Annotated in this window: 14 protein-coding genes; 8 read left to right on the forward strand and 6 right to left on the reverse strand. The window is 64.6% G+C overall.

What is annotated here, in order from left to right; translation table 11 throughout:
- Window positions 1-78: 78 nt before the first annotated feature.
- From AC0SZ7_RS20395 to uraH, 3 genes are all read right to left on the reverse strand, one after another.
- Complete coding sequence (locus AC0SZ7_RS20395; RefSeq protein ID WP_475506086.1) at window positions 79-1563, reverse strand: YdgA family protein; 1485 nt, start codon at window positions 1561-1563, stop codon at window positions 79-81.
- A 106-nt stretch (window positions 1564-1669) separates the two neighbouring features.
- Window positions 1670-6976: a hypothetical protein gene (locus tag AC0SZ7_RS20400; protein ID WP_475506087.1), complete on the reverse strand. Its 5307-nt coding sequence runs from the start codon at window positions 6974-6976 to the stop codon at window positions 1670-1672.
- 176 nt (window positions 6977-7152) lie between these two features.
- Entirely contained in the window at window positions 7153-7506 is a 354-nt protein-coding gene (gene uraH, locus AC0SZ7_RS20405; RefSeq protein WP_475506088.1) for a hydroxyisourate hydrolase, read from the reverse strand.
- A gap of 382 nt (window positions 7507-7888) precedes the next feature.
- Here uraH and puuE point away from each other — a divergent pair, with 382 nt between their 5' ends.
- The 7 genes from puuE (at window position 7889) to AC0SZ7_RS20440 (ending at window position 15060) form a co-directional block, all read left to right on the forward strand.
- Window positions 7889-8818 carry an allantoinase PuuE gene (gene puuE / locus AC0SZ7_RS20410; RefSeq protein WP_475506089.1) on the forward strand — a complete coding sequence of 310 codons (930 nt, stop codon included), beginning with the start codon at window positions 7889-7891 and terminating at the stop codon, window positions 8816-8818.
- Window positions 8815-9330 carry a 2-oxo-4-hydroxy-4-carboxy-5-ureidoimidazoline decarboxylase gene (gene uraD, locus AC0SZ7_RS20415; protein ID WP_475506090.1) on the forward strand — a complete coding sequence of 172 codons (516 nt, stop codon included), beginning with the start codon at window positions 8815-8817 and terminating at the stop codon, window positions 9328-9330. The genes puuE and uraD overlap by 4 nt, the downstream gene beginning before the upstream one ends.
- A 91-nt stretch (window positions 9331-9421) precedes the next feature.
- Window positions 9422-10417 (forward strand): allantoicase, encoded by a 996-nt coding sequence (gene alc, locus AC0SZ7_RS20420; protein WP_475506091.1) that lies wholly within the window; start codon window positions 9422-9424, stop codon window positions 10415-10417.
- 112 nt (window positions 10418-10529) lie between these two features.
- Window positions 10530-11033: an ureidoglycolate lyase gene (locus tag AC0SZ7_RS20425; RefSeq protein ID WP_475506092.1), complete on the forward strand. Its 504-nt coding sequence runs from the start codon at window positions 10530-10532 to the stop codon at window positions 11031-11033.
- Between the two features lie 48 nt (window positions 11034-11081).
- Window positions 11082-12383, forward strand: a complete 1302-nt coding sequence (locus AC0SZ7_RS20430) for a urate hydroxylase PuuD (RefSeq protein WP_475506093.1) — start codon at window positions 11082-11084, stop codon at window positions 12381-12383.
- Window positions 12384-12512: 129 nt separating this feature from the next.
- Window positions 12513-13868 (forward strand): nucleobase:cation symporter-2 family protein, encoded by a 1356-nt coding sequence (locus AC0SZ7_RS20435; protein WP_475506094.1) that lies wholly within the window; start codon window positions 12513-12515, stop codon window positions 13866-13868.
- Window positions 13869-14268: 400 nt separating this feature from the next.
- Entirely contained in the window at window positions 14269-15060 is a 792-nt protein-coding gene (locus AC0SZ7_RS20440; RefSeq protein ID WP_475506095.1) for an outer membrane protein OmpK, read from the forward strand.
- Between the two features lie 21 nt (window positions 15061-15081).
- Here AC0SZ7_RS20440 and AC0SZ7_RS20445 read toward each other — a convergent pair whose 3' ends face one another.
- A complete protein-coding gene (locus tag AC0SZ7_RS20445; protein WP_475506096.1) occupies window positions 15082-16278 on the reverse strand; it encodes an aminotransferase-like domain-containing protein in 1197 nt (398 codons plus the stop codon).
- A 137-nt stretch (window positions 16279-16415) separates the two neighbouring features.
- A complete protein-coding gene (locus AC0SZ7_RS20450) occupies window positions 16416-17312 on the reverse strand; it encodes a DUF808 domain-containing protein (protein WP_475506097.1) in 897 nt (298 codons plus the stop codon).
- A gap of 148 nt (window positions 17313-17460) precedes the next feature.
- On the opposite strand from AC0SZ7_RS20450, the gene AC0SZ7_RS20455 reads away from it, so the two are divergent.
- A complete protein-coding gene (locus AC0SZ7_RS20455) occupies window positions 17461-18069 on the forward strand; it encodes a TetR/AcrR family transcriptional regulator (RefSeq protein ID WP_475506098.1) in 609 nt (202 codons plus the stop codon).
- Between the two features lie 76 nt (window positions 18070-18145).
- Here AC0SZ7_RS20455 and AC0SZ7_RS20460 read toward each other — a convergent pair whose 3' ends face one another.
- A complete protein-coding gene (locus tag AC0SZ7_RS20460; RefSeq protein ID WP_475506099.1) occupies window positions 18146-18586 on the reverse strand; it encodes a GlcG/HbpS family heme-binding protein in 441 nt (146 codons plus the stop codon).
- Between the last annotated feature and the right edge of the window lie 91 nt (window positions 18587-18677).

The raw sequence follows: 18677 nt of genomic DNA on the forward strand, positions 1-18677 counted from the left end.
CGAGCGTTTGGTCGGCGGGGGGGGGGCGGCGCATACGGGTGCGGGGTTCCCGCGGCCGCAAGGCCGCGTGCTGGGATGTCAGCGTTGCGCCTGTTGCTGCCCCAGCAGGTTGCCGATATAGCCCGCGAACTGTTCCACGGTCATTTTCTGGCCATTGAACGTCACCATGCCGTCGGCGTAGTGCAGGCGGCTGGTGACGTTGTCACCTTCCACCTTGCCCAACTGCGTCATCACCGCCATGCCGCTGATGGAGTCGCTGACGTTTTTCGCCTGCAACGCCACCGCGTCCTTGTCGGTCTGGCCCTGCAGGTGCGCTTGCGCGCTGGCCAGGTCCACCAGCATGGGCTTGGACAGGGTAACGTTGGCGTCCAGCAGGCCGATCACCTTCTTGCCCAGCGCTTCGGACTGCTGCTCCAGCGAACCCGGGCTGGCCAGGTCGACGACCAGGTTGGCCTGGCTTTCACCGTTGGCGGTCTTCAGCGAAAGCTTTTCCAGCTCGATGTGCGGTTTGGCCGCCAGCAACGCCAGCAGGTCGGCGTTCAACTGCTGCTGGTCGGCATCGCTGAGCTTCAGCGCCAGGGGCACACCGGCAGCCGCCGCAGCCTGCTGCTGCGGGGCGATCTTGGCCACGTACAACGCGTACAGCGCCTTGCTGGCAGGGATGTCGAAGTTGTCGAACTTCCACACCATCTGTGCCGCGCCGATAGGCTGGTTGCCCACGGTGATGGAAGCGATCTCGTAGGTAGCCTCGGCAGACAGCTTGCCTTCCACTTCCTGCATCAGCCCGCTGCCGGTAAAGCCGGTGAGCGCCACGGCCGGCGCGTCGGGCGTCTGCACGTTGGCGCCGGCCAGCTTGAGTTCGGTGTGGCCCAGGTAGAAGCCGGACTGGCCCTTGGTGCCGCCACTGTAAATGGTCAGGCCGCTGGCGTCGGCGTGCACCGGGCCGTTTTCGCCGGCCACGTCAACCGACAGGCTGTCCATGTTGCCGGTGAGCTCATATTTGTGCGCGTCGGCGCTGCCGTTGACGGTCAGCGTCAGGCCCGAGAACTTCAGGGTCTTGCCCGGCTCCTTGGACTCCAGCGGCAGGAAATCGAAGGTGGTCTCGCTGCTCAGCCCGTAGTGAATCACCGAGTGGCCCTTGAGCGGCGCCTGGCCGTTGTTCATGGCAAACCATTGGGCGCTGTCGGGGCTGTTTTCCAGTTCGGTGTTGCTCGCCGCCATCACCGGTGCCAGGCGCAACGTCAACAGGCGCGACAGCGGCAACGGGCCGTGCTCGATATGGTCCACCAGCAGGAAATGCGCAGGCTGGGCATGCGGCATCTGCACGTTCAGGCGGTAATGGGCGGTGCTGCTGAACCAGTGGCGGTCCAGCGAAACCAGTTCGGCGCTGAACTGCGGGCTGCCATCGGCATTGCGGCCAGACTGCGCCAGCTGCGTGTTGGCCTGGGCGATGGCATCCTGCAGCACGCCTTCCAGGCGCGTGCCCGTGTACCACGCGCCGGCCGTGGCCACGACGCCTGCGGCAATGATGACACCGGCTGCTATACCTGCTGCTTTTCTCATAAATCGACTCGACGAGTTCCATTCGGTGGGTGGAGGTATCAGGTCGATAGTAGCGCGAAAGGCCGGCCCGTGGGGAACGGGCCGGCCAACTCAGCAGGGGCAAGGGTCAGGGCGCGGGGGGAATCGCGGCCATGTACACCAGACTATGGTTCTGGGTAGGGATGGCGACGAACACCACGGTGACGCGGCCATCGCCCAACGCTGAAGCAAAGGCTTGCCGCGCCAGGTTTTCCACCGGCACGTTCAGGCGCAGGAACATCCGCTCGGATTCGCTGCCCAGGGTCCCGCGCCAATCATTGCAAAAGCCCTGGGCGAAATCGAATGGGGCGTTGCGGCTGTTCAGGCTCGCTACCCGTCCCGGGGAGTTGCTGAGCAGCCGGACGTAGTGAAGCCGTTGGTTGGCACCGGCTGGAGCGGGCATCCTGACAATCATGTCCATGATGCTGCGGTTAGGGATCACGCTGGCGAACATCACCTCGTACCCCAGCAGGGCCAGCATTTCCCTGCCACGCGTTTCGAACCGCGTGGCGATGAATTGCGGCGCCAGCACCAAACGGGTATCGACCTGGGCGGGGAACATGAGGAACTGTTGCAGGTCCTCGGTCGACGATCCAGGCAGCAGGCCGAACACGTCCAGCCCCCCTGGCTGGCCGGGCCGTGCATCCAGGCTCTGGCGCAACCCGCGGATGCCCGAGGTGGTCATGGCGTGCTCCTGTGGCAGATGCCGCGCGAACAACCACTGGGCCAGCCTGGCGCTGGACTCAGGCTCTATGCCCGGCACGCGCAGGCGCAACTCATCGACAATGGGCGTGGGGAACCAAGGCTGCGCCTCGGAGAAGCCATCGCTGTGCAACACCAGGTGCAAGGGTGTGCGCCGCTCGAAGCGTTCCACGGCAGAGGCCCCGTCCGCCGGCAGTTGCATCCAGGTCGTGGATTCGCCCACCTGCGAGGCCATCAGCTCGAGCCGGTAGAACGTCTGCCCCTCAAGGTCCAGGCTTGGCAGGAACAGCTCCGGCACCGGCAGCTCGTCCAGCGGCACGGGTGTCAGGGCCAGATCCTCGAGGGACGCGGACGAGCCGGGGGAACCCGGCGACAGCGACTCTGGCGTCGGCAGATCGTCCAGCGGCACATAATCGCCCCCCAGGTCCTCCAGGGAACCCACCGAACCACTTGAGCCGGAGGATGAGCTGCTGCCCTGCGGCGTCTCCGGTGCCTTGAGGCGCCTGGCAACCAATACCCGGCGCGGCACCGCATCCTGCAGCAACCTGTGCAGGTGCGCCGGCACGGCATCCGCCGGTATGCCGAAGCTGTTGATCACGTAAGGCAGGGCCCAGTCGGGTACATGGCCGAAGATTTCGATGGACAGCGCCAGCTCGGTCATTCGAGGCGCATAGTCGGCCGGCGGAAACGCAAAGTGCCCCTGGATGCTGTTCCACGCCTGCGGGGTCATGGGGTATCGCCGGTTCACCATGGTATGTGGGGTGTCCATGATGGGCCGGACGAATTGATCGGCCCAGGGTGGCAGCGTACGGTGCTGGCGCATGTAGCTGACCATCAGCGCTTCCACGTCCAGGCTGATGACGCGGTCGAACTGGAATGTCTGCCATATCTGCGTGGGGGCAGCCTCGGCCAAGGGGCCGAAGAGGCGCACCCGCTCGGGATACTCAAGGCCGTTGAGCACCGAATGAATCACCCGTGCCCGCGTCATCTGTGCCGGCAGCCGGCGAGGTGCACCGCCCAACAGATGGCCCCGCGAGAAATACCAGGCACCGTCCACCCCACGCTCCACCATAGGCCGTGACGCCACGAAGGCCCCCTGGGGCGATGGCACCAGCCGATAGTCGTGGTAACCGTCGGCACCCGTCTTCTCGAACCGGTACAGGCTGCCGTCGCCATCCTTGGGGCGCACATAGCGCGTGGGCAAGCCGTTGTCGCCGGTGGCGCCGAGGTAGGTGCCCACGTACTCCCCTGTGGTCACCAAGGTCATGCCCTTGGGCTCGTGTGCCAGGGCAAAGCGGCTGTCGATGCTGCTATTGGCTGCGTCGCCCAGTAACGCAGCGGTCTTGTTCAAAGCAGCAGCGCCACGTGCCGCCGCCATCACCTTCAGCAACTGGGCGCCGTCGGCCAGGGCCCCCAGGCCATTGAGCACCGCGCCCAGCAGGTATTGCTTTGCGCCCTCAGGGTCGCCTGCCTGGTAGGCGTCGATGGCCAACAGCAGGTCCTTGATGGCAAACAGCGCGCCCGCCGCCAACGCCGCCGGCGGGAACGGCAACAGGGCCAGGCTGATGCCTACCTCGACCCACACCCACGCCTCACGGAAAATCTGCAACTGCTCGGCCACCGGGTACTGGTGTTCGATGCGTTTCACCGAGCGCTTCACGCGCTGGTCGAAGAAGGTCACGCCGGGCTGGGTAATGGCCGCGCCTAGCTGCGGGCCGTGACTCATGCCGTACAGGAACGCGTCCAGCTGGTCCGCCAGGCGGCCCTGCACCTTCAACCCCACGCGCTTGAGGAAGTAGGCCTTGAGGCTCTGGCTAGCGCGGTCGCCGGGGAAGTCGGCGGACAAGCGCCAGTCGCTGTCTTGCGGCTCGGCATGGGCCAGGTTGAAACGATGCTCGTCGCTGTCGAGGTCGCCGGCAAAATTCGCCAGCGCGCGCAGTTCGACGCCGTCCGGGGCGTCGGGCAGCAGCAGGAAGGCCTCGTCGCCCTGTTTGACCACGTAGACGCCATCCACCTCACTGCGGGTGGCCAGCAGCTCGTCTACATACAGGACCCAACTCGCCAGCTTCTGCAGCGCCGTGTAATGGGTGTCGGTGAACACCAACTCGTGTACCGGGTGGCGAGCGCGGGTGGCGGCATCGTGCGCGTGCAGGCTGTCGGCGGTCGCGATGAGCCACTGGTACTGGCGCTGGTCGACGCGGGCCTGCAGCAGCGCCATCAGTGCCGCACGCTGGAGCTGCAAGCGTAGCAACTGCGTGCGGAGGGTGCGATGCGCGTCCCTGTGCGGGGCGTCATCGCCGATCAAGTGTTGCTCGACACTGGCGCAGAAGCGCTTGACCACCTGGGTGCTGGCTACCGAGCGGCCAAAGCCGCGGGCAGGTATTCTCGACACCTCCACGCCCCAGGGCGCCTCGATCTCCATCTCGTCGTCATGCAGCAGATTGGTGGCCTCATCGAAACCGGCGATGTACCAGGCGGTGTAGCTTTTACGCTCGCCATACAGGGTGACGAATACCTGGTCGGGGTCGACCTCGCCCCCTGGGGTGCCTTGCAGGGTATTGAACGCGCGCTTGGCTTCGGCGTGGCTGAAGGCCTCGAACGACTGCGCCTGGAACCGCGGCTGCTGGTGACACTCCAGGGTCACCGCCAACTGCGCCTCGAGGCGCGCCCATTCACGCAACTGCTCGGCGCTGGCGGTGCGATGCCAGGCAGGCAGCGTCGCGGCTTCCCCGGCCAGGTGCAGGTCCACCGCCGTGGTCATGGCCGCCTTGAGCGCGACCTGCTCGCTGACCTGCACGCTGCGGAAGCCGGCCTCGGGCTGGGTTGCCTCTTGCTCCAGGAATGCCTGCAACAGTTTGCCGTCGATGGGCAGCAGCCCCCTCAGCAGGTAGTCACGCATGGCCTTGCGCGCGGCCCAGCCCAGCACCGCCAGGCCCAGTTGCTGGCCGTTGGCGAATACGCGCCAGGCATTGCCGTCCGGGGCGTCGGGGGTATAGAGGTACAGCGCCTGGAGCGTGCCGTCACTGCCCATGCGGCGCACCAACAGCGCGCTGGGCACGACAATGCTGTTAATGCTCAGGCGATGCAGCGTGCACAGCACGTCCCGGCCCAGGCAGGCGGCCAGGACATCATCATACTGCGGCTGGGTGAGGTGCTTGCGCATCAATGCCTGCCACGCCAGGTAGTCCAGGCGCGCGAAGAACAGGCCACGGCCACACCGGCGGGCAGGCTCGCCCCAGGCGCTGGCCACAGTATTGGCGTAGGTAACCGCCAATTGCAGGGGCGCCAGTACCTGGGCCAGCGCCTTGGGCGTCAGTGCCGACCACTGGGCCGGCAGCGGCTTGCCGTGATAGCTCAAGGTGGTGTGCTGGATGAAATCGGCGTCGTCCTGCTCGTCCCCAGCCGGCAGGCCATGGGCGCCGAGGTCGTACAGCGACTTGACCGTCACCACCTTGTCGACGGCTTTTTCCACCTGGCGCTGGATAGTCAACAACAGGTGCTCAGGCTCCAACACCACGCCGGTCGCCGTCTTCACCGCGCGGGCCAGGCGCTCACGCAGGAACAGTGGCCACCCAGCGTACTCTCCCAACTCGGCCTGCAGCGCTTCCAGCTCGACCAGGCACAGGGCCTGCTTGCGGTCGTGAACCTCCACCTGTTCGGGACTTGCGTGCTTGAACCACTCCGGCACGGCGGCGCGCAGGGCCTTGGCGGCGAGGGATCGCTGGTGCAGGTCTAGCGCCGCGCTGGCCCCCAGCCCGGGGATGACCCTGGCCAAGGCGAGGTCGAGCTGTTGAGCATCGGCAATGCCGGTGGTTCGCAACACGCTCGCCGCATCCACCCGGTGCTGTCGACGGGCAGCCGCTACGGCACCCGCTTCGGGGCTGAGGGTCAGGGGCAGGCATTCCCATGTCCAGTCGTGCAGGGGCGGCAGCTCCCGCTGGTCAATGCTTGCCAGCAGGCCGACCTGCTGCCACATCGGCGGCTCGAGCCAGGCATCCAGGTAGGCAAACAGGCCCTGCCTGGCCACGTCCCAGCCCAGCCCGGGCACATACACCTGCACTCGGCCAGGCGCCGGGCCGGCGGCGGTGGGGGCGCCGGCATCGGCGCTGGAGGTGACCAGCAGCACCCCAGCCAGCGGTCGAACCGAACCGTCGGGCAGTTTCAATTGCACGCTGAACAGCCCTGCCTGGGCGGGCTGCTGGAATGCCTTGAGCACCTGGTCATGGTCGATCTGCCGCCAATGGCCCTTGACCCCCTTGAGGGTAGAGAGCCCGATCATCAGCTCGCGGGCCTGCACGGCCATGCTTTGCTCGGTTTCCGGCGTCCAGAACGCTTCCAGTGCCTCGCGAAAATCAGCCGCCAGATCCACGACCACCGCGTCGAGCAAGCGCTCCAGGTCCACGCCCGAGCGGCCTGGCACCGGCGTGTCGTCGCGCCAGCACAACGTCGACGCCGAGGCATCGTAGCTGACGTAGGTACCGGCGATGCGCTGGAACAGTGCCTGGGCCAAGCTCTGCTGGCTGTCGGGCGTGCGCACGCTGGCCAGGTCGATTTCGACGATAGCGGGGGCGAAAGCGCAGTGCACGGCGCTGGCAAAGCGCGCTCGGGCCCAGGCGGTAAACCTGGGCATGGCGTGCATGTTCGCGTCGATGGCCTGGCCGGTAGCCTGAAGGTGTTGGAAGGTATCGTTCATGGGTATGGCTCCTCTAGGGGGAAGCCCCCATTGAGCCGGAGCCCAGAGCCCTACCTGCGGTAGTTACATACCCCGTTTCCACAGGAGCGTGATTTCCCGACCCGACGTTTCGTGAAGAATAAAAAAAGCCCGCAGTGTGGGCGGGCAAGAGGTACCAACGAAGGAGCGCGCGCAGCTCAGCTGCCGCGGTAAGTCGAGTAGCTGTAAGGCGAGAGCAGCAACGGCACGTGGTAATGATCCTGCTCGGCACTGATGCCGAACCGCAGCACCACCACGTCCAGGAACGCCGGGTCAGGCATGGCCACGCCACGGGCGCGGTAGTAGTCGCCGGCAGCGAACTGCAGCTGGTACACGCCGCTGCGGTAGTCATCACCCTGTAACAGCGGTGCGTCACAACGGCCATCACTGTTGGTCAGCGCCTGGGCCACCAATTCCAGCTGCTGGCCCTCGACGCGATAAAGCTCGACCTTGATCGAGCTGCCGGGGCAGCCGTGGGCGGCGTCCAGCACATGCGTAGTCAAACGTCCCATTTGCGTCTCGTGCCTCACTTCATCCGGTTTTCCGAAGCCCTACGCACCATTTCAGGGCGGCCAAGGCATCCAACACAACAACATTAAGACATTTTCAAATAAAATTGTACACAATATTTGCGACCTTTTTTCGACGCCCCTGCGCAGCCCCTCCAAACAGGGGATAAGCCCGGTAATGCAAGCGCTACGTGACCGATCAGTCAAATACCTGACCAGTCAGGCAAGTATTTTGCAAGGAAAGAAACTGACCATCGAAGGCGATGATTGGGAAAAAACAGGCTTACAAATCGATCATAAAGTTGTATACAATCATTCCATCGCCGGGTCGCCAACCTCATCGGGGCCACCCGCCACCCTAATGACGCGAAGAAGGATGCAAGCAGTGAGCGCTGATTACCCACGCGACCTGATCGGTTACGGCCCCAACCCGCCCCACCCTCGCTGGCCTGGCAATGCGCGCATTGCCCTGTCGTTCGTGCTCAATTACGAAGAAGGTGGCGAGCGCAACATCCTCCACGGCGACAAGGAATCCGAAGCCTTCCTGTCCGAGATGGTGGCTGCCCAGCCACTGCAGGGCGAGCGCAACATGAGCATGGAATCGCTGTACGAATACGGCAGCCGTGCCGGCGTGTGGCGCGTGCTGAAAGTATTCAAGGAAGCGGGCATCCCGCTGACCATTTTCGCCGTGGCCATGGCCGCCCAACGCCACCCTGACGTGATCCGCGCCATGGTCGATGCCGGCCACGAGATCTGCAGCCACGGCTACCGCTGGATCGACTACCAGTACATGGATGAAAACCAGGAACGCGAGCACATGCTCGAAGCGATCCGCATCCTCACCGAAATCAGCGGCGAGCGCCCGCTGGGCTGGTACACCGGCCGTACCGGCCCCAACACCCGCCGCCTGGTGATGGAAGAAGGCGGTTTCCTGTATGACTCCGACACCTACGACGACGACCTGCCCTATTGGGAAAGCAACAACCCCACCGGCAAGCCGCACCTGGTGATTCCCTACACCCTGGACACCAACGACATGCGCTTCACCCAGGTGCAGGGCTTCAACAAGGGCGACGATTTCTTCGAATACCTGAAGGACGCCTTCGACGTGCTGTACGCCGAGGGTGCCGAAGCGCCGAAGATGCTTTCCATCGGCCTGCATTGCCGGCTGATCGGCCGCCCTGCCCGCCTCGCTTCGCTGATGCGCTTCATCGACTACGTGAAAGGCCACGAGCAGGTGTGGTTCGCCCGCCGCGTCGACATCGCCCGCCACTGGCACGAAACCCACCCCTGCACGCCAGAGGCCGCGCAATGACCGCTTTCCAGACCCTGAAGCCGTCGGCCCTGGGCCGCGACGCCTTCGTCGCCGCCTTCGCCGACATCTACGAACACTCGCCATGGGTGGCTGAAAAAGCCTACGACCTGGGCCAGGGCACCGAACTGGACCAGGTCGAAACCCTGCACCAGCGCATGAGCGACATCCTGTTGAGCGCCGATCACGAAAGCCAACTGGCACTGATCAACGCGCACCCCGACCTGGCCGGCAAGGCTGCCGTCCAGGGCGAACTGACCGAAGCCAGCACCAACGAACAGGCCGGCGCCGGTATTCACCAATGCACCACCGAAGAGTTCCAGCGCTTCACGGAGTTGAACGACGCCTACAAGGCCAAGTTCAAGTTCCCCTTCATCATGGCAGTGAAAGGCAGCAACCGGCATCAGATCCTCGCCGCGTTCGAGGTGCGTATCCACAACTCGGTCGAGGCCGAGTTCAAGGAAGCCCTGGCGCAGATCAACAAGATTGCCCTGTTCCGCTTACTGACCCTATAGCGAGCCTGGCCCGAGCGCACCCAGGACCAACCGAGTGCACCCAGGGCCCCGCAAGCCTCCCCAGCCACTCATTCAAGGCAGACAAGAAAAAATGAAAGCATACGCCGCACCCTTCGAGAAGTTCGTCAACCTGGCCGACGCGCGCCTGGGCACCAAGGCCATCTCGGTCACCGACGACTGGTTCGCCGACGTCAACCGCCTGTTCCAGCCCACCCCCGCGGTGTGGAAGGAAGGCGTGTTCGACGACAACGGCAAATGGATGGACGGCTGGGAATCGCGCCGCAAACGCTTCGAAGGCTACGACAGCGCGGTGATCCGCCTGGGCGTGCCGGGTTCGATCAAGGGCGTGGACATCGACACCTCGTTCTTCACCGGCAACTACCCGCCTTCGGCCTCGCTGGAAGGCTGCTTCGTCGCCGACGGCGACCCCACCGACGCCACCCAGTGGACTGAAGTGCTGCCGGCGGTGGAGCTTGCAGGCAACAGCCACCACTACCACGAAATCAACGACGCCCAGGCCTACACCCACCTGCGCTTCAACATCTACCCGGACGGCGGCGTGGCGCGCCTGCGCGTGTACGGCGTGCCGTTCCGCGACTGGTCGGCCACCGGCGACAACGAACAGGTCGACCTGGCCAGCGCCCTCAATGGTGGCCGCGCCCTGGCCTGCTCCGACGAGCACTTCGGGCGCATGAGCAACATCCTCAACCCGGGCCGTGGCATCAACATGGGCGACGGCTGGGAAACCGCGCGCCGCCGCACGCCAGGCAATGACTGGGTGATCGTCGCCCTGGGCCACGCCGGCACCGTCGAGCAAGTGATCGTCGACACCCTGCACTTCAAGGGCAACTACCCCGACAGCTGCTCGATCCAGGGCGCCTTCGTCAAGGGCGGCACCGACAGCCAGATCGAGACCCAGAGCCTGTTCTGGCGCGAGCTGCTGACCAGCCAGAAACTGCAGATGCACCAGGAGCACAGCTTCCAGGAGCAGATCAAGGACCTGGGGCCCATCACCCACATCCGCCTGAACGTGTTCCCGGACGGTGGCGTGAGCCGCTTGCGCGTGCTGGGCAAGGTCGCCAAGTAACACCCACCCCGTAGCAGCTGCCGAAGGCTGCGTCCCCAGGCACACCGGTGCAACGGCCGGACGCCGCCTGCGGCAGCTGCTACGCGATTACAGCGAATTCAGAGATAGAACAATGCGCACACTAGTGATCGAGCCCCTGACAAAAGAAGCCTTCGCCCCCTTCGGTGACGTGATCGAAACCGATGGCAGCGACCACTTCATGATCAACAACGGCTCGACCATGCGTTTCCATCGTCTGGCCACGGTCGAGACCGCCACGCCCGACGACAAGGCGATCATCAGCATCTTCCGCGCCGACGTGTTGGACATGCCGTTGACCGTGCACATGCTGGAGCGCCACCCGCTGGGCAGCCAGGCCTTCGTGCCGCTGCTGGGCAACCCCTTTCTGATCGTGGTCGCGCCACTTGGCGATGCACCTGTATCAGGCTTGGTCCGCGCCTTCATTACCAATGGCAGGCAGGGCATCAATTACCATCGCGGCGTCTGGCACCACCCGGTGCTGACGATCGAAAAGCGGGATGACTTCCTGGTGGTTGATCGCAGTGGCACTGGCAATAACTGCGATGAGCATTTCTTCAATGAGGACGAGCTGCTGGTCCTCGCCCCCCACCAATAAGAGAAGGCCGGCCATTGCACCGCAGTGGCACGGCAAGAGGTTAGAACTGTGCAAGCACATCTGATGGAGTGGCTGAATCTGGGCGTGCGCTGGATTCACATGATCGTGGGGATCGCCTGGATCGGCGCATCCTTCTATTTCGTCTGGCTGGAGAACAACCTCAATCGCGCCAACCCGCGTGAGGGCCTGAGCGGTGACTTGTGGGCCATTCACGGGGGTGGCATCTACCACCTGGAAAAATACAAGCTGGCCCCGCCGACCATGCCGGACAACCTGCACTGGTTCAAATGGGAAGCCTACTGGACCTGGATGTCGGGCATCGTGCTGCTGTGCGTGGTGTTCTACTCCAACCCCTTGCTTTACCTGCTGGCCCCCGGCAGCACCCTCAGCGGGCCGGAAGGCATTGCCATCGGCGTCGGTGCGCTGGTCGCCAGCTGGTTCATCTACGACCAACTGTGCGACTCGCCCCTGGGCAAGCGCCCGGGCCTGCTGGGCCTGGTGCTGTTCGTACTGATCATCGCCGCTTGCTATGGCTTCAGCCAGGTGTTCAGCGGCCGCGGTGCGTACCTGCACACCGGCGCCATCATCGGCACCATCATGGTCGGCAACGTGTTCCGCATCATCATGCCCGCCCAGCGCGCACTGGTGGCGGCCATCGCCGAGAACCGCACGCCCGACCCGACCCTGCCGGCCAAGGGCCTGCTGCGTTCGCGCCACAACAACTACTTCACCCTGCCCGTGCTGTTCATCATGATCAGCAACCACTTCCCCAGCACCTACGGCAGCCACTACAACTGGCTGATCCTGGCCGGCATCGCCGTGGTGGCCGTGGTGGTGCGCCACTACTTCAACACCCGCCACAACAGCCACAAGTTCGCCTGGGCCCTGCCTGCCGGCGCCCTGGGCATGATCTGCCTGGCGTTCGTCACCGGCCCCATGCAAATGGGCAACAGCGCCGACGTGGCCAAGGCACCGGCCATCGAGTACCAGCCGCTGCCGGGCACCGCCATCGGCGGCAAGCGCGCCGACGAAATGCCGGCCGCACCTGCAGCCGCGCCCGCTGAACAGCCGGCCCAGGCCAGCAACCCGGTGGACTTCGACAAGGTGCACGGGGTGATCCAGGAGCGCTGCGCGGTGTGCCACTCGGCCAAGCCGACCAGCCCGCTGTTCTCCACCGCGCCTGCCGGGATCATGTTCGACACCCCGCAGCAGATCCAGCAGCTGGCCCCGCGCATCCAGGCGCAGGCCGTGGCCAGCCAGATCATGCCGTTGGGCAACATCACCCAGATGACCCAGGACGAGCGCAACCTGGTGGGCCAGTGGATCGCCAACGGAGCGCAAACCAACTGATGGATCGTTCGTAGCAGCTGCCGCCAGGCGGCGTCCGGCCACGCCACCGTGCGGCTGCCGGACGCCGCCTGGCGGCAGCTGCTACGGGTACTGCTAACCGAAAAATAAAAACAAGATTTGAGGTGTTGCATGTCCGAGTCAATCCACGCGCGCATCCCTGCTGCGCCACCACGACAGCCCCTGCCGTTGCTGCAACTGATTCTGGTGGGTTTGCAACATGTTTTGCTGATGTATGGAGGCGCCATCGCGGTGCCGCTGATCATCGGACAGGCCGCCGGCCTTTCCCGTGAGGAAATCGCCTTCCTGATCAACGCCGACCTGCTGGTGGCCGGCGTTGCCACCGTGGTGCAGTCGCTGGGCATCGGCGCCTTGGGCATCCGCATGCCGGTGATGATGGGCGCCAGCTTCGCCGCCGTCGGCAGCATGGTGGCCATGGCCGGCATGCAGGGCGTGGGCTTGCCGGGCATCTTCGGCGCAACCATCGCCGCCGGCTTCTTCGGCATGATCATCGCCCCGTTCATGTCGAAAATCGTGCGTTTCTTCCCACCGCTGGTCACCGGCACGGTCATTACTTCGATCGGCCTGTCGCTGTTCCCGGTGGCGGTGAACTGGGCCGGTGGCGGCGCCAAGGCAGTGCAGTTCGGCTCGCCCATCTACCTCATCGTCGCCGGGCTGGTGCTGGCCACCATCCTGCTGATCCACCGTTTCATGAGCGGCTTCTGGGTCAACATTGCCGTGCTCATCGGCATGTTGCTGGGCTACCTCATTTCCGGGCTGATCGGCATGGTCGACCTGTCCGGCCTGGCCACCGCGCCCTGGCTGCAAGTGGTCACGCCGCTGCACTTCGGCATGCCCACCTTCAGCCTGGCGCCGGTGCTGTCCATGTGCCTGGTGGTGGTGATCATCTTTGTCGAGTCCACCGGCATGTTCCTGGCCCTGGGCAAGATCACCGACCGTGAAGTCACCCCCGGCATGCTCCGTCGTGGCTTGCTGTGCGACGCCGCCGCCTCGTTCGCGGCGGGCTTCTTCAACACCTTCACCCACTCCTCGTTCGCCCAGAACATCGGCCTGGTGCAGATGACCGGCGTGCGCTGCCGTTCGGTGACGGTGGTGGCTGGCGGCTTCCTCATTGCCCTCAGCCTGCTGCCCAAGGCCGCCTTCCTGGTGGCCTCCATTCCACCTGCGGTGCTGGGCGGCGCGGCCATTGCCATGTTCGGCATGGTGGCGGCCACCGGCATCAAGATCCTCCAGGAAGCCGACATCGGCGACCGCCGCAACCAGCTGTTGGTGGCGGTGAGCATCGGCATGGGGCTGATCCCGGTGGTGCGGCCGGAGTTCTTTTCCCAGCTGCCGGATTGGATGGGCCCCATCACCCACAGCGGCATCGCCATGGCGACGTTGAGCGCGGTGCTGCTCAACCTGCTGTTCAATGTGCTCGGCGGCGCCGAGCGCGAAGCCCTGTCCAGGGCGGCGCATCAGCATTGATCTTGGGGGGGCGCCGGTCGAAAAGCTGACCGAGTGCCCCACTTTTGCTGGGCCTGCTCTGTAACGGAGCACTTGAGCCGCGCCGCGTGAGTCAGTAATCTGCGCGCCCGCGTAAAACCGGGGGGATTTTTTCCCCGATAAAGCTGACCTCTTGTACAAGACTGGGCCCCCTGCCCTGCCGCGTCGCCGTTTGCAGCCAATCGAACCACTTTCGACTGCTATTCACAGCAGCCGACGGGATTTCTTTGGCTGTGCGTCGGCCTTGGCAAGGCTCTTGCTAACTCAGTTGCGCCGCAGAGGAAGTTGACCGGTTGGACGACTTTTAACGCAACCAAAAAAGGCGCCGCCACAGAGCGCCACCTTAGAAAAACAGACTGAAATCAAACCTGGGAGCTAACCAATGAAACGCACTCTTTCGAGCCTGATGGTGGCCGCAAGCTTAACGGCCGGGGGCCAGGCCATGGCCGACGACGGCGGCTGGCTGCAGTGGCAGAGCAACAGCCTGACCTACCTGTACGGGCAAAACTTCAAGGTCAACCCCGAGAACCAGCAGACCATCACGTTCGAACACGCCGACAGCTGGAAGTACGGTGACAACTTCCTGTTCGTGGACAACATCTTCTACAACGGCAAGAAAGATTCCGGCGTCGGCAACAACACCCTGTATGGCGAATTCAGCCCACGCCTGTCGGCCAGCAAGATCTTCGGCCAGCAAATCGGCTTTGGCCCGGTCAAGGACGTGCTCCTGGCCATGACCTACGAGTTCGGCGAGGGTGATGTAGAGTCCTACCTGATCGGCCCGGGCTTCGACCTGAACATCCCGGGCTTCGACTACTTCCAGCTGAACTTCTACGACCGCATCGTCGACGGCGACCGCGCCGGCAACAACGTCTGGCAGATCACCCCGGTATGGTCCTACACCATCCCAGTGGGCAAGTCCGACATCCTGATCGATGGCTACATGGACTGGGTCATCGGCAGCGATTCGAACAAGAACGGCGACTACCACAAGAACCTGCACTTCAACCCGCAGGTCAAGTATGACCTGGGCAAGGCGCTGAACTGGAACGAGAAAACCCTGTACGTCGGTTTCGAATACGACTACTGGAAAGACAAGTACGGCATCGAAAGCACCCACAGCTTCGAAACCAACCAGAACACCGCCAGCTTCCTGCTGAAAGTGTTCTTCTAAGCGACACCGGTGCCGGGGCGGTCAGCCGAACGACCGTCCCAGGCGCACCAGCCCTTCATCGATCTGTTCCAGTGACGGCGCGGCGAACGACAACCGCAGGCTGCTGGCGTCGGGGGCCTGGGCGAAAAACGCACTGCCCGGCACGAACATCACCCGCTGCTCGATGGCGCGCTGCAACAGCTGCGTGGCATCCACCCCACCGCGACAACGCCCCCAGATGAACATCCCGCCCTGTGGCGGCGACACCTCCAATACGTCCGCCAGGCCTTCGAGCCCTGCGAGCATGCGCGCGCATTTGTCCCCGTAGCCCTGGGCCAGCCCCGGCAGCGCCCGCTCCAGCGCGCCAGCGGCCAGGTACAGCGCGGCGACCTGCTGCGCCCATGGCGCGGTGCACAGGTCGACCGTCTGCTTGGCAATCACGCAGCGTTGGCGAATGGGCGCCGGCGCAATCAACCAGCCGATGCGCAAGCCCGGCGCCACCACCTTGGACAGGCTGGACAAGTGCACCACCCGGCCGGCCGCGCCGTCGACCTGGGCGGCCAGCGCCAGCAACGACGGCACTTGCGCACCGGCAAAGCGCAGGGCGCCGTAGGGGTCATCCTCGATGATCAGGAAATCGTGCTCGGCGGCCAGCTGCAGCAACGCCAGCCGCCGCTCCAGGGGCAGGCAGGCACCCGTGGGGTTGGCAAAGGTCGGCACGCAGTACAGCAGGCGAATGCCGCCTGGGTGCGCCGCCAACTGCTCGGCCAGGCGCTCGGTATCCAAGCCGTGAGCGTCGGTGGCGGCGCTGTCCACCTGCATGCCGGCCAGGCGGAACGCCTGCAGCGCCGCCGGGTAGGTAGGCCGCTCCACCAGCACCCGCTCACCGGGGCTGAGCAGCACCTTGATCAACAGGTCCAGGCCCTGCTGCGAGCCCGTGGTCACCATCAATTCATCCACCGCCACTGGCGCCCCGCGCCGCGCCATCAACGCCGCCAGCTGCTCGCGCAGCAGCGGCAGGCCGTCGGTGGCGGCGTATTGCAGGCAGTCCACCGGGTTGTCGCGCAGGGCGCGCTCGGCCGCGATGGCAAGGTTGGGCTGGTCGAAGAAAGAAGTAGCCGGGTAGCCGCCGGCGAACGAGATCATGCCGGGCAGCGACAGGTACTTGAACAGCTCGCGGATCGCCGAACCGGTGGGCGCCTGGAAGGCGGGGGCGAAGCGGTAGGTGATATCGGTCACGGGTTGCGGGCTCGTACAGGGCGGATGGCCCAGTATCGAACCCTGCCGCTCAGGGCCGCAAACGAGGAATCGGCGGGATGTCATTCCTCGTGGTCATGAAATACGGTGGGGCCACGTAGCAGCTGCCGAAGGCTGCGTCAGCGCCGCAAGGCGCTCCAGACCCTGCCGGCAACGCTGACCACACCCAGCACCAATGCACCCGCCACCACACCCAGCACGCCATTGATCAGCGCCATGGTCACGCTGCCGCCCACGCTTTCCACCCAATGGTGCAACGGCGCGATGCCATGCACCAGAATACCGCCGCCCACCAGGAACATCGCCGCCGTCCCCACCACCGACAAAGTCTTCATCATGTACGGCGCCGCGCGCAGAATGCCGCCGCCCACCGCGCGGGTCACCCCGCCCTGGCGCTTGGTCATCCATAGCCCCAGGTCATCCAGCTTGACGATGGCGCCCACCAGGCCGTAGACGCCAACGGTCATCACCAGCGCGATGCCGCTCATCACGATCACCTGCTGCATCAACGGCGCCTCGGCGACGATACCCAGGGTAATGGCAATGATTTCCGCCGACAGGATGAAGTCAGTGCGCACTGCACCCTTGATCTTGTCCTTTTCATAGGCCACCAGGTCCACCGCCGGGTTGGCGGCGGCCTCGCTGAGGGCGGCATGTTCGGCCTGGTCTTCGTCCTTGCCGTGCAGCAACGGATGGGCAACTTTCTCGAAGCCCTCGAAGCACAGGTACGCGCCGCCCACCATCAACAGCGGCGTCACCGCCCAGGGCGCAAAGGCGCTGATGGCAAGGGCCGCCGGCACCAGGATGACCTTGTTGCGCAGCGAGCCCTTGGCCACCGCCCACACCACCGGCAATTCGCGCTCGGCGCGCACGCCGGTGACCTGCTGGGCGTTCAGCGCCAGGTCGTCACCCAGCACGCCGGTGGTCTGTTTGGCCGCGACCTTGGTCATCACCGAGACGTCGTCGAGCACTGCGGCGATGTCGTCCAGCAATACCAGCAGACTGCTTCCTGCCATAAGAATCATTCCCATGCTTCATGTTCGTTGAGCGCGAGCATACCCTGTCGGCATTGCCCTGCCCACCGCGCCCAGCCGCTGTTGAGCGGCGGTTGGACGCGGTGCTACCATGCCGCACCGCCCCTGCAGGCAAGGAATCATCGGCTTTATGACCACCATTCGCGAGCGCAACAAAGAACTGATCCTGCGCGCGGCCAGCGAAGAATTTGCCGACAAGGGCTTCGCCGCCACCAAGACCAGCGACATCGCGGCCAAGGCCGGGCTGCCCAAGCCCAACGTCTATTACTACTTCAAGTCCAAGGAAAACCTGTACCGCGAGGTACTGGAAAGCATTATCGAGCCGATCCTGGCGGCGTCGACGCCGTTCAACCCCGAAGGCGACCCGTTCGAGGTACTCAGTGGCTACATCCGCTCGAAGATCCGTATTTCCCGCGACCTGCCGGCAGCCTCCAAGGTATTCGCCAGCGAGATCATGCACGGCGCCCCGCACCTGAGCGCCGACCAGGTAGAGCAACTGAACCTGCAGGCCAAGCACAACATCGACTGCATCCAGAGCTGGATCGACCGCGGCCTGATCGCCCACGTCGACGCCCACCACCTGATGTTCAGCATCTGGGCGGCGACCCAGACCTATGCCGATTTCGACTGGCAGATCGCCGTGGTCACCGGCAAGGCGCGGTTGGACGAAAGCGATTACGAAGCGGCGGCGCAAACGATCATCCGCATGGTGTTGAAGGGCTGCACGCCGGACGCATAAAGGCCCTGTGGGAGCTGGCTTGCCAGCGAGCTTTTGGCGCCCCAGAAAACTCGCTGGCAAGCCAGCTCCCACAAATTTATGCGCTCACACCCGCATCAGCCGCCCAGCCCAACGCCTCGATCGCGCTGATCGCGCACCGCTCATCCACGTCCGACACATCCCCACTGATTCCCACCGCGCCTATCACCACGCCCTGCTGATCACGAATCAGCACTCCGCCCGGCGCCGGCACCACCCCGCCCTGCCCCAGCCCATTCAATGCCGCAAAAAACGCCGGGCGCGCCTGCGCGTCCGTCGCCAGCAGGCGCGAGCCCTTGCCCAGGGCGATGGCGCCCCACGCCTTGCCGATGGCCACATGGGGCCGCAGCAGGCTGGCACCGTCCTGGCGTTGCAGGCTCACCAGGTGCCCGCCGCTGTCCAGCACCGCCACGGTGAGCGGCGCGGCATTGATGTCGCGCCCCGTGGCCAGGGCGTGTTCAGCGAGACGGTTGGCAGCGGCCAAGGTAATGGCAGTCATGGGCAGATCCTCTTGAATGAAAAATCGACACGACAAATAGAGCACAAATAAGAATTTTATTGTATACAATATTGCGAATATTCCCGACCAA

Source organism: Pseudomonas sp. JC1203 (genome assembly GCF_056175065.1).

Bases quoted from the DNA above. Each gene is read 5' to 3' on its own strand.
- uraD (WP_475506090.1), top strand. From the start codon at position 8,815: ATGACCGCTTTCCAGACCCTGAAGCCGTCGGCCCTGGGCCGCGACGCC.
- AC0SZ7_RS20450 (WP_475506097.1), bottom strand. From the start codon at position 17,312: ATGGCAGGAAGCAGTCTGCTGGTATTGCTGGACGACATCGCCGCAGTG.
- AC0SZ7_RS20435 (WP_475506094.1), top strand. From the start codon at position 12,513: ATGTCCGAGTCAATCCACGCGCGCATCCCTGCTGCGCCACCACGACAG.
- uraH (WP_475506088.1), bottom strand. From the start codon at position 7,506: ATGGGACGTTTGACTACGCATGTGCTGGACGCCGCCCACGGCTGCCCC.
- AC0SZ7_RS20395 (WP_475506086.1), bottom strand. From the start codon at position 1,563: ATGAGAAAAGCAGCAGGTATAGCAGCCGGTGTCATCATTGCCGCAGGC.
- alc (WP_475506091.1), top strand. From the start codon at position 9,422: ATGAAAGCATACGCCGCACCCTTCGAGAAGTTCGTCAACCTGGCCGAC.
- AC0SZ7_RS20460 (WP_475506099.1), bottom strand. From the start codon at position 18,586: ATGACTGCCATTACCTTGGCCGCTGCCAACCGTCTCGCTGAACACGCC.
- AC0SZ7_RS20400 (WP_475506087.1), bottom strand. From the start codon at position 6,976: ATGAACGATACCTTCCAACACCTTCAGGCTACCGGCCAGGCCATCGAC.
- AC0SZ7_RS20440 (WP_475506095.1), top strand. From the start codon at position 14,269: ATGAAACGCACTCTTTCGAGCCTGATGGTGGCCGCAAGCTTAACGGCC.
- AC0SZ7_RS20425 (WP_475506092.1), top strand. From the start codon at position 10,530: ATGCGCACACTAGTGATCGAGCCCCTGACAAAAGAAGCCTTCGCCCCC.
- AC0SZ7_RS20455 (WP_475506098.1), top strand. From the start codon at position 17,461: ATGACCACCATTCGCGAGCGCAACAAAGAACTGATCCTGCGCGCGGCC.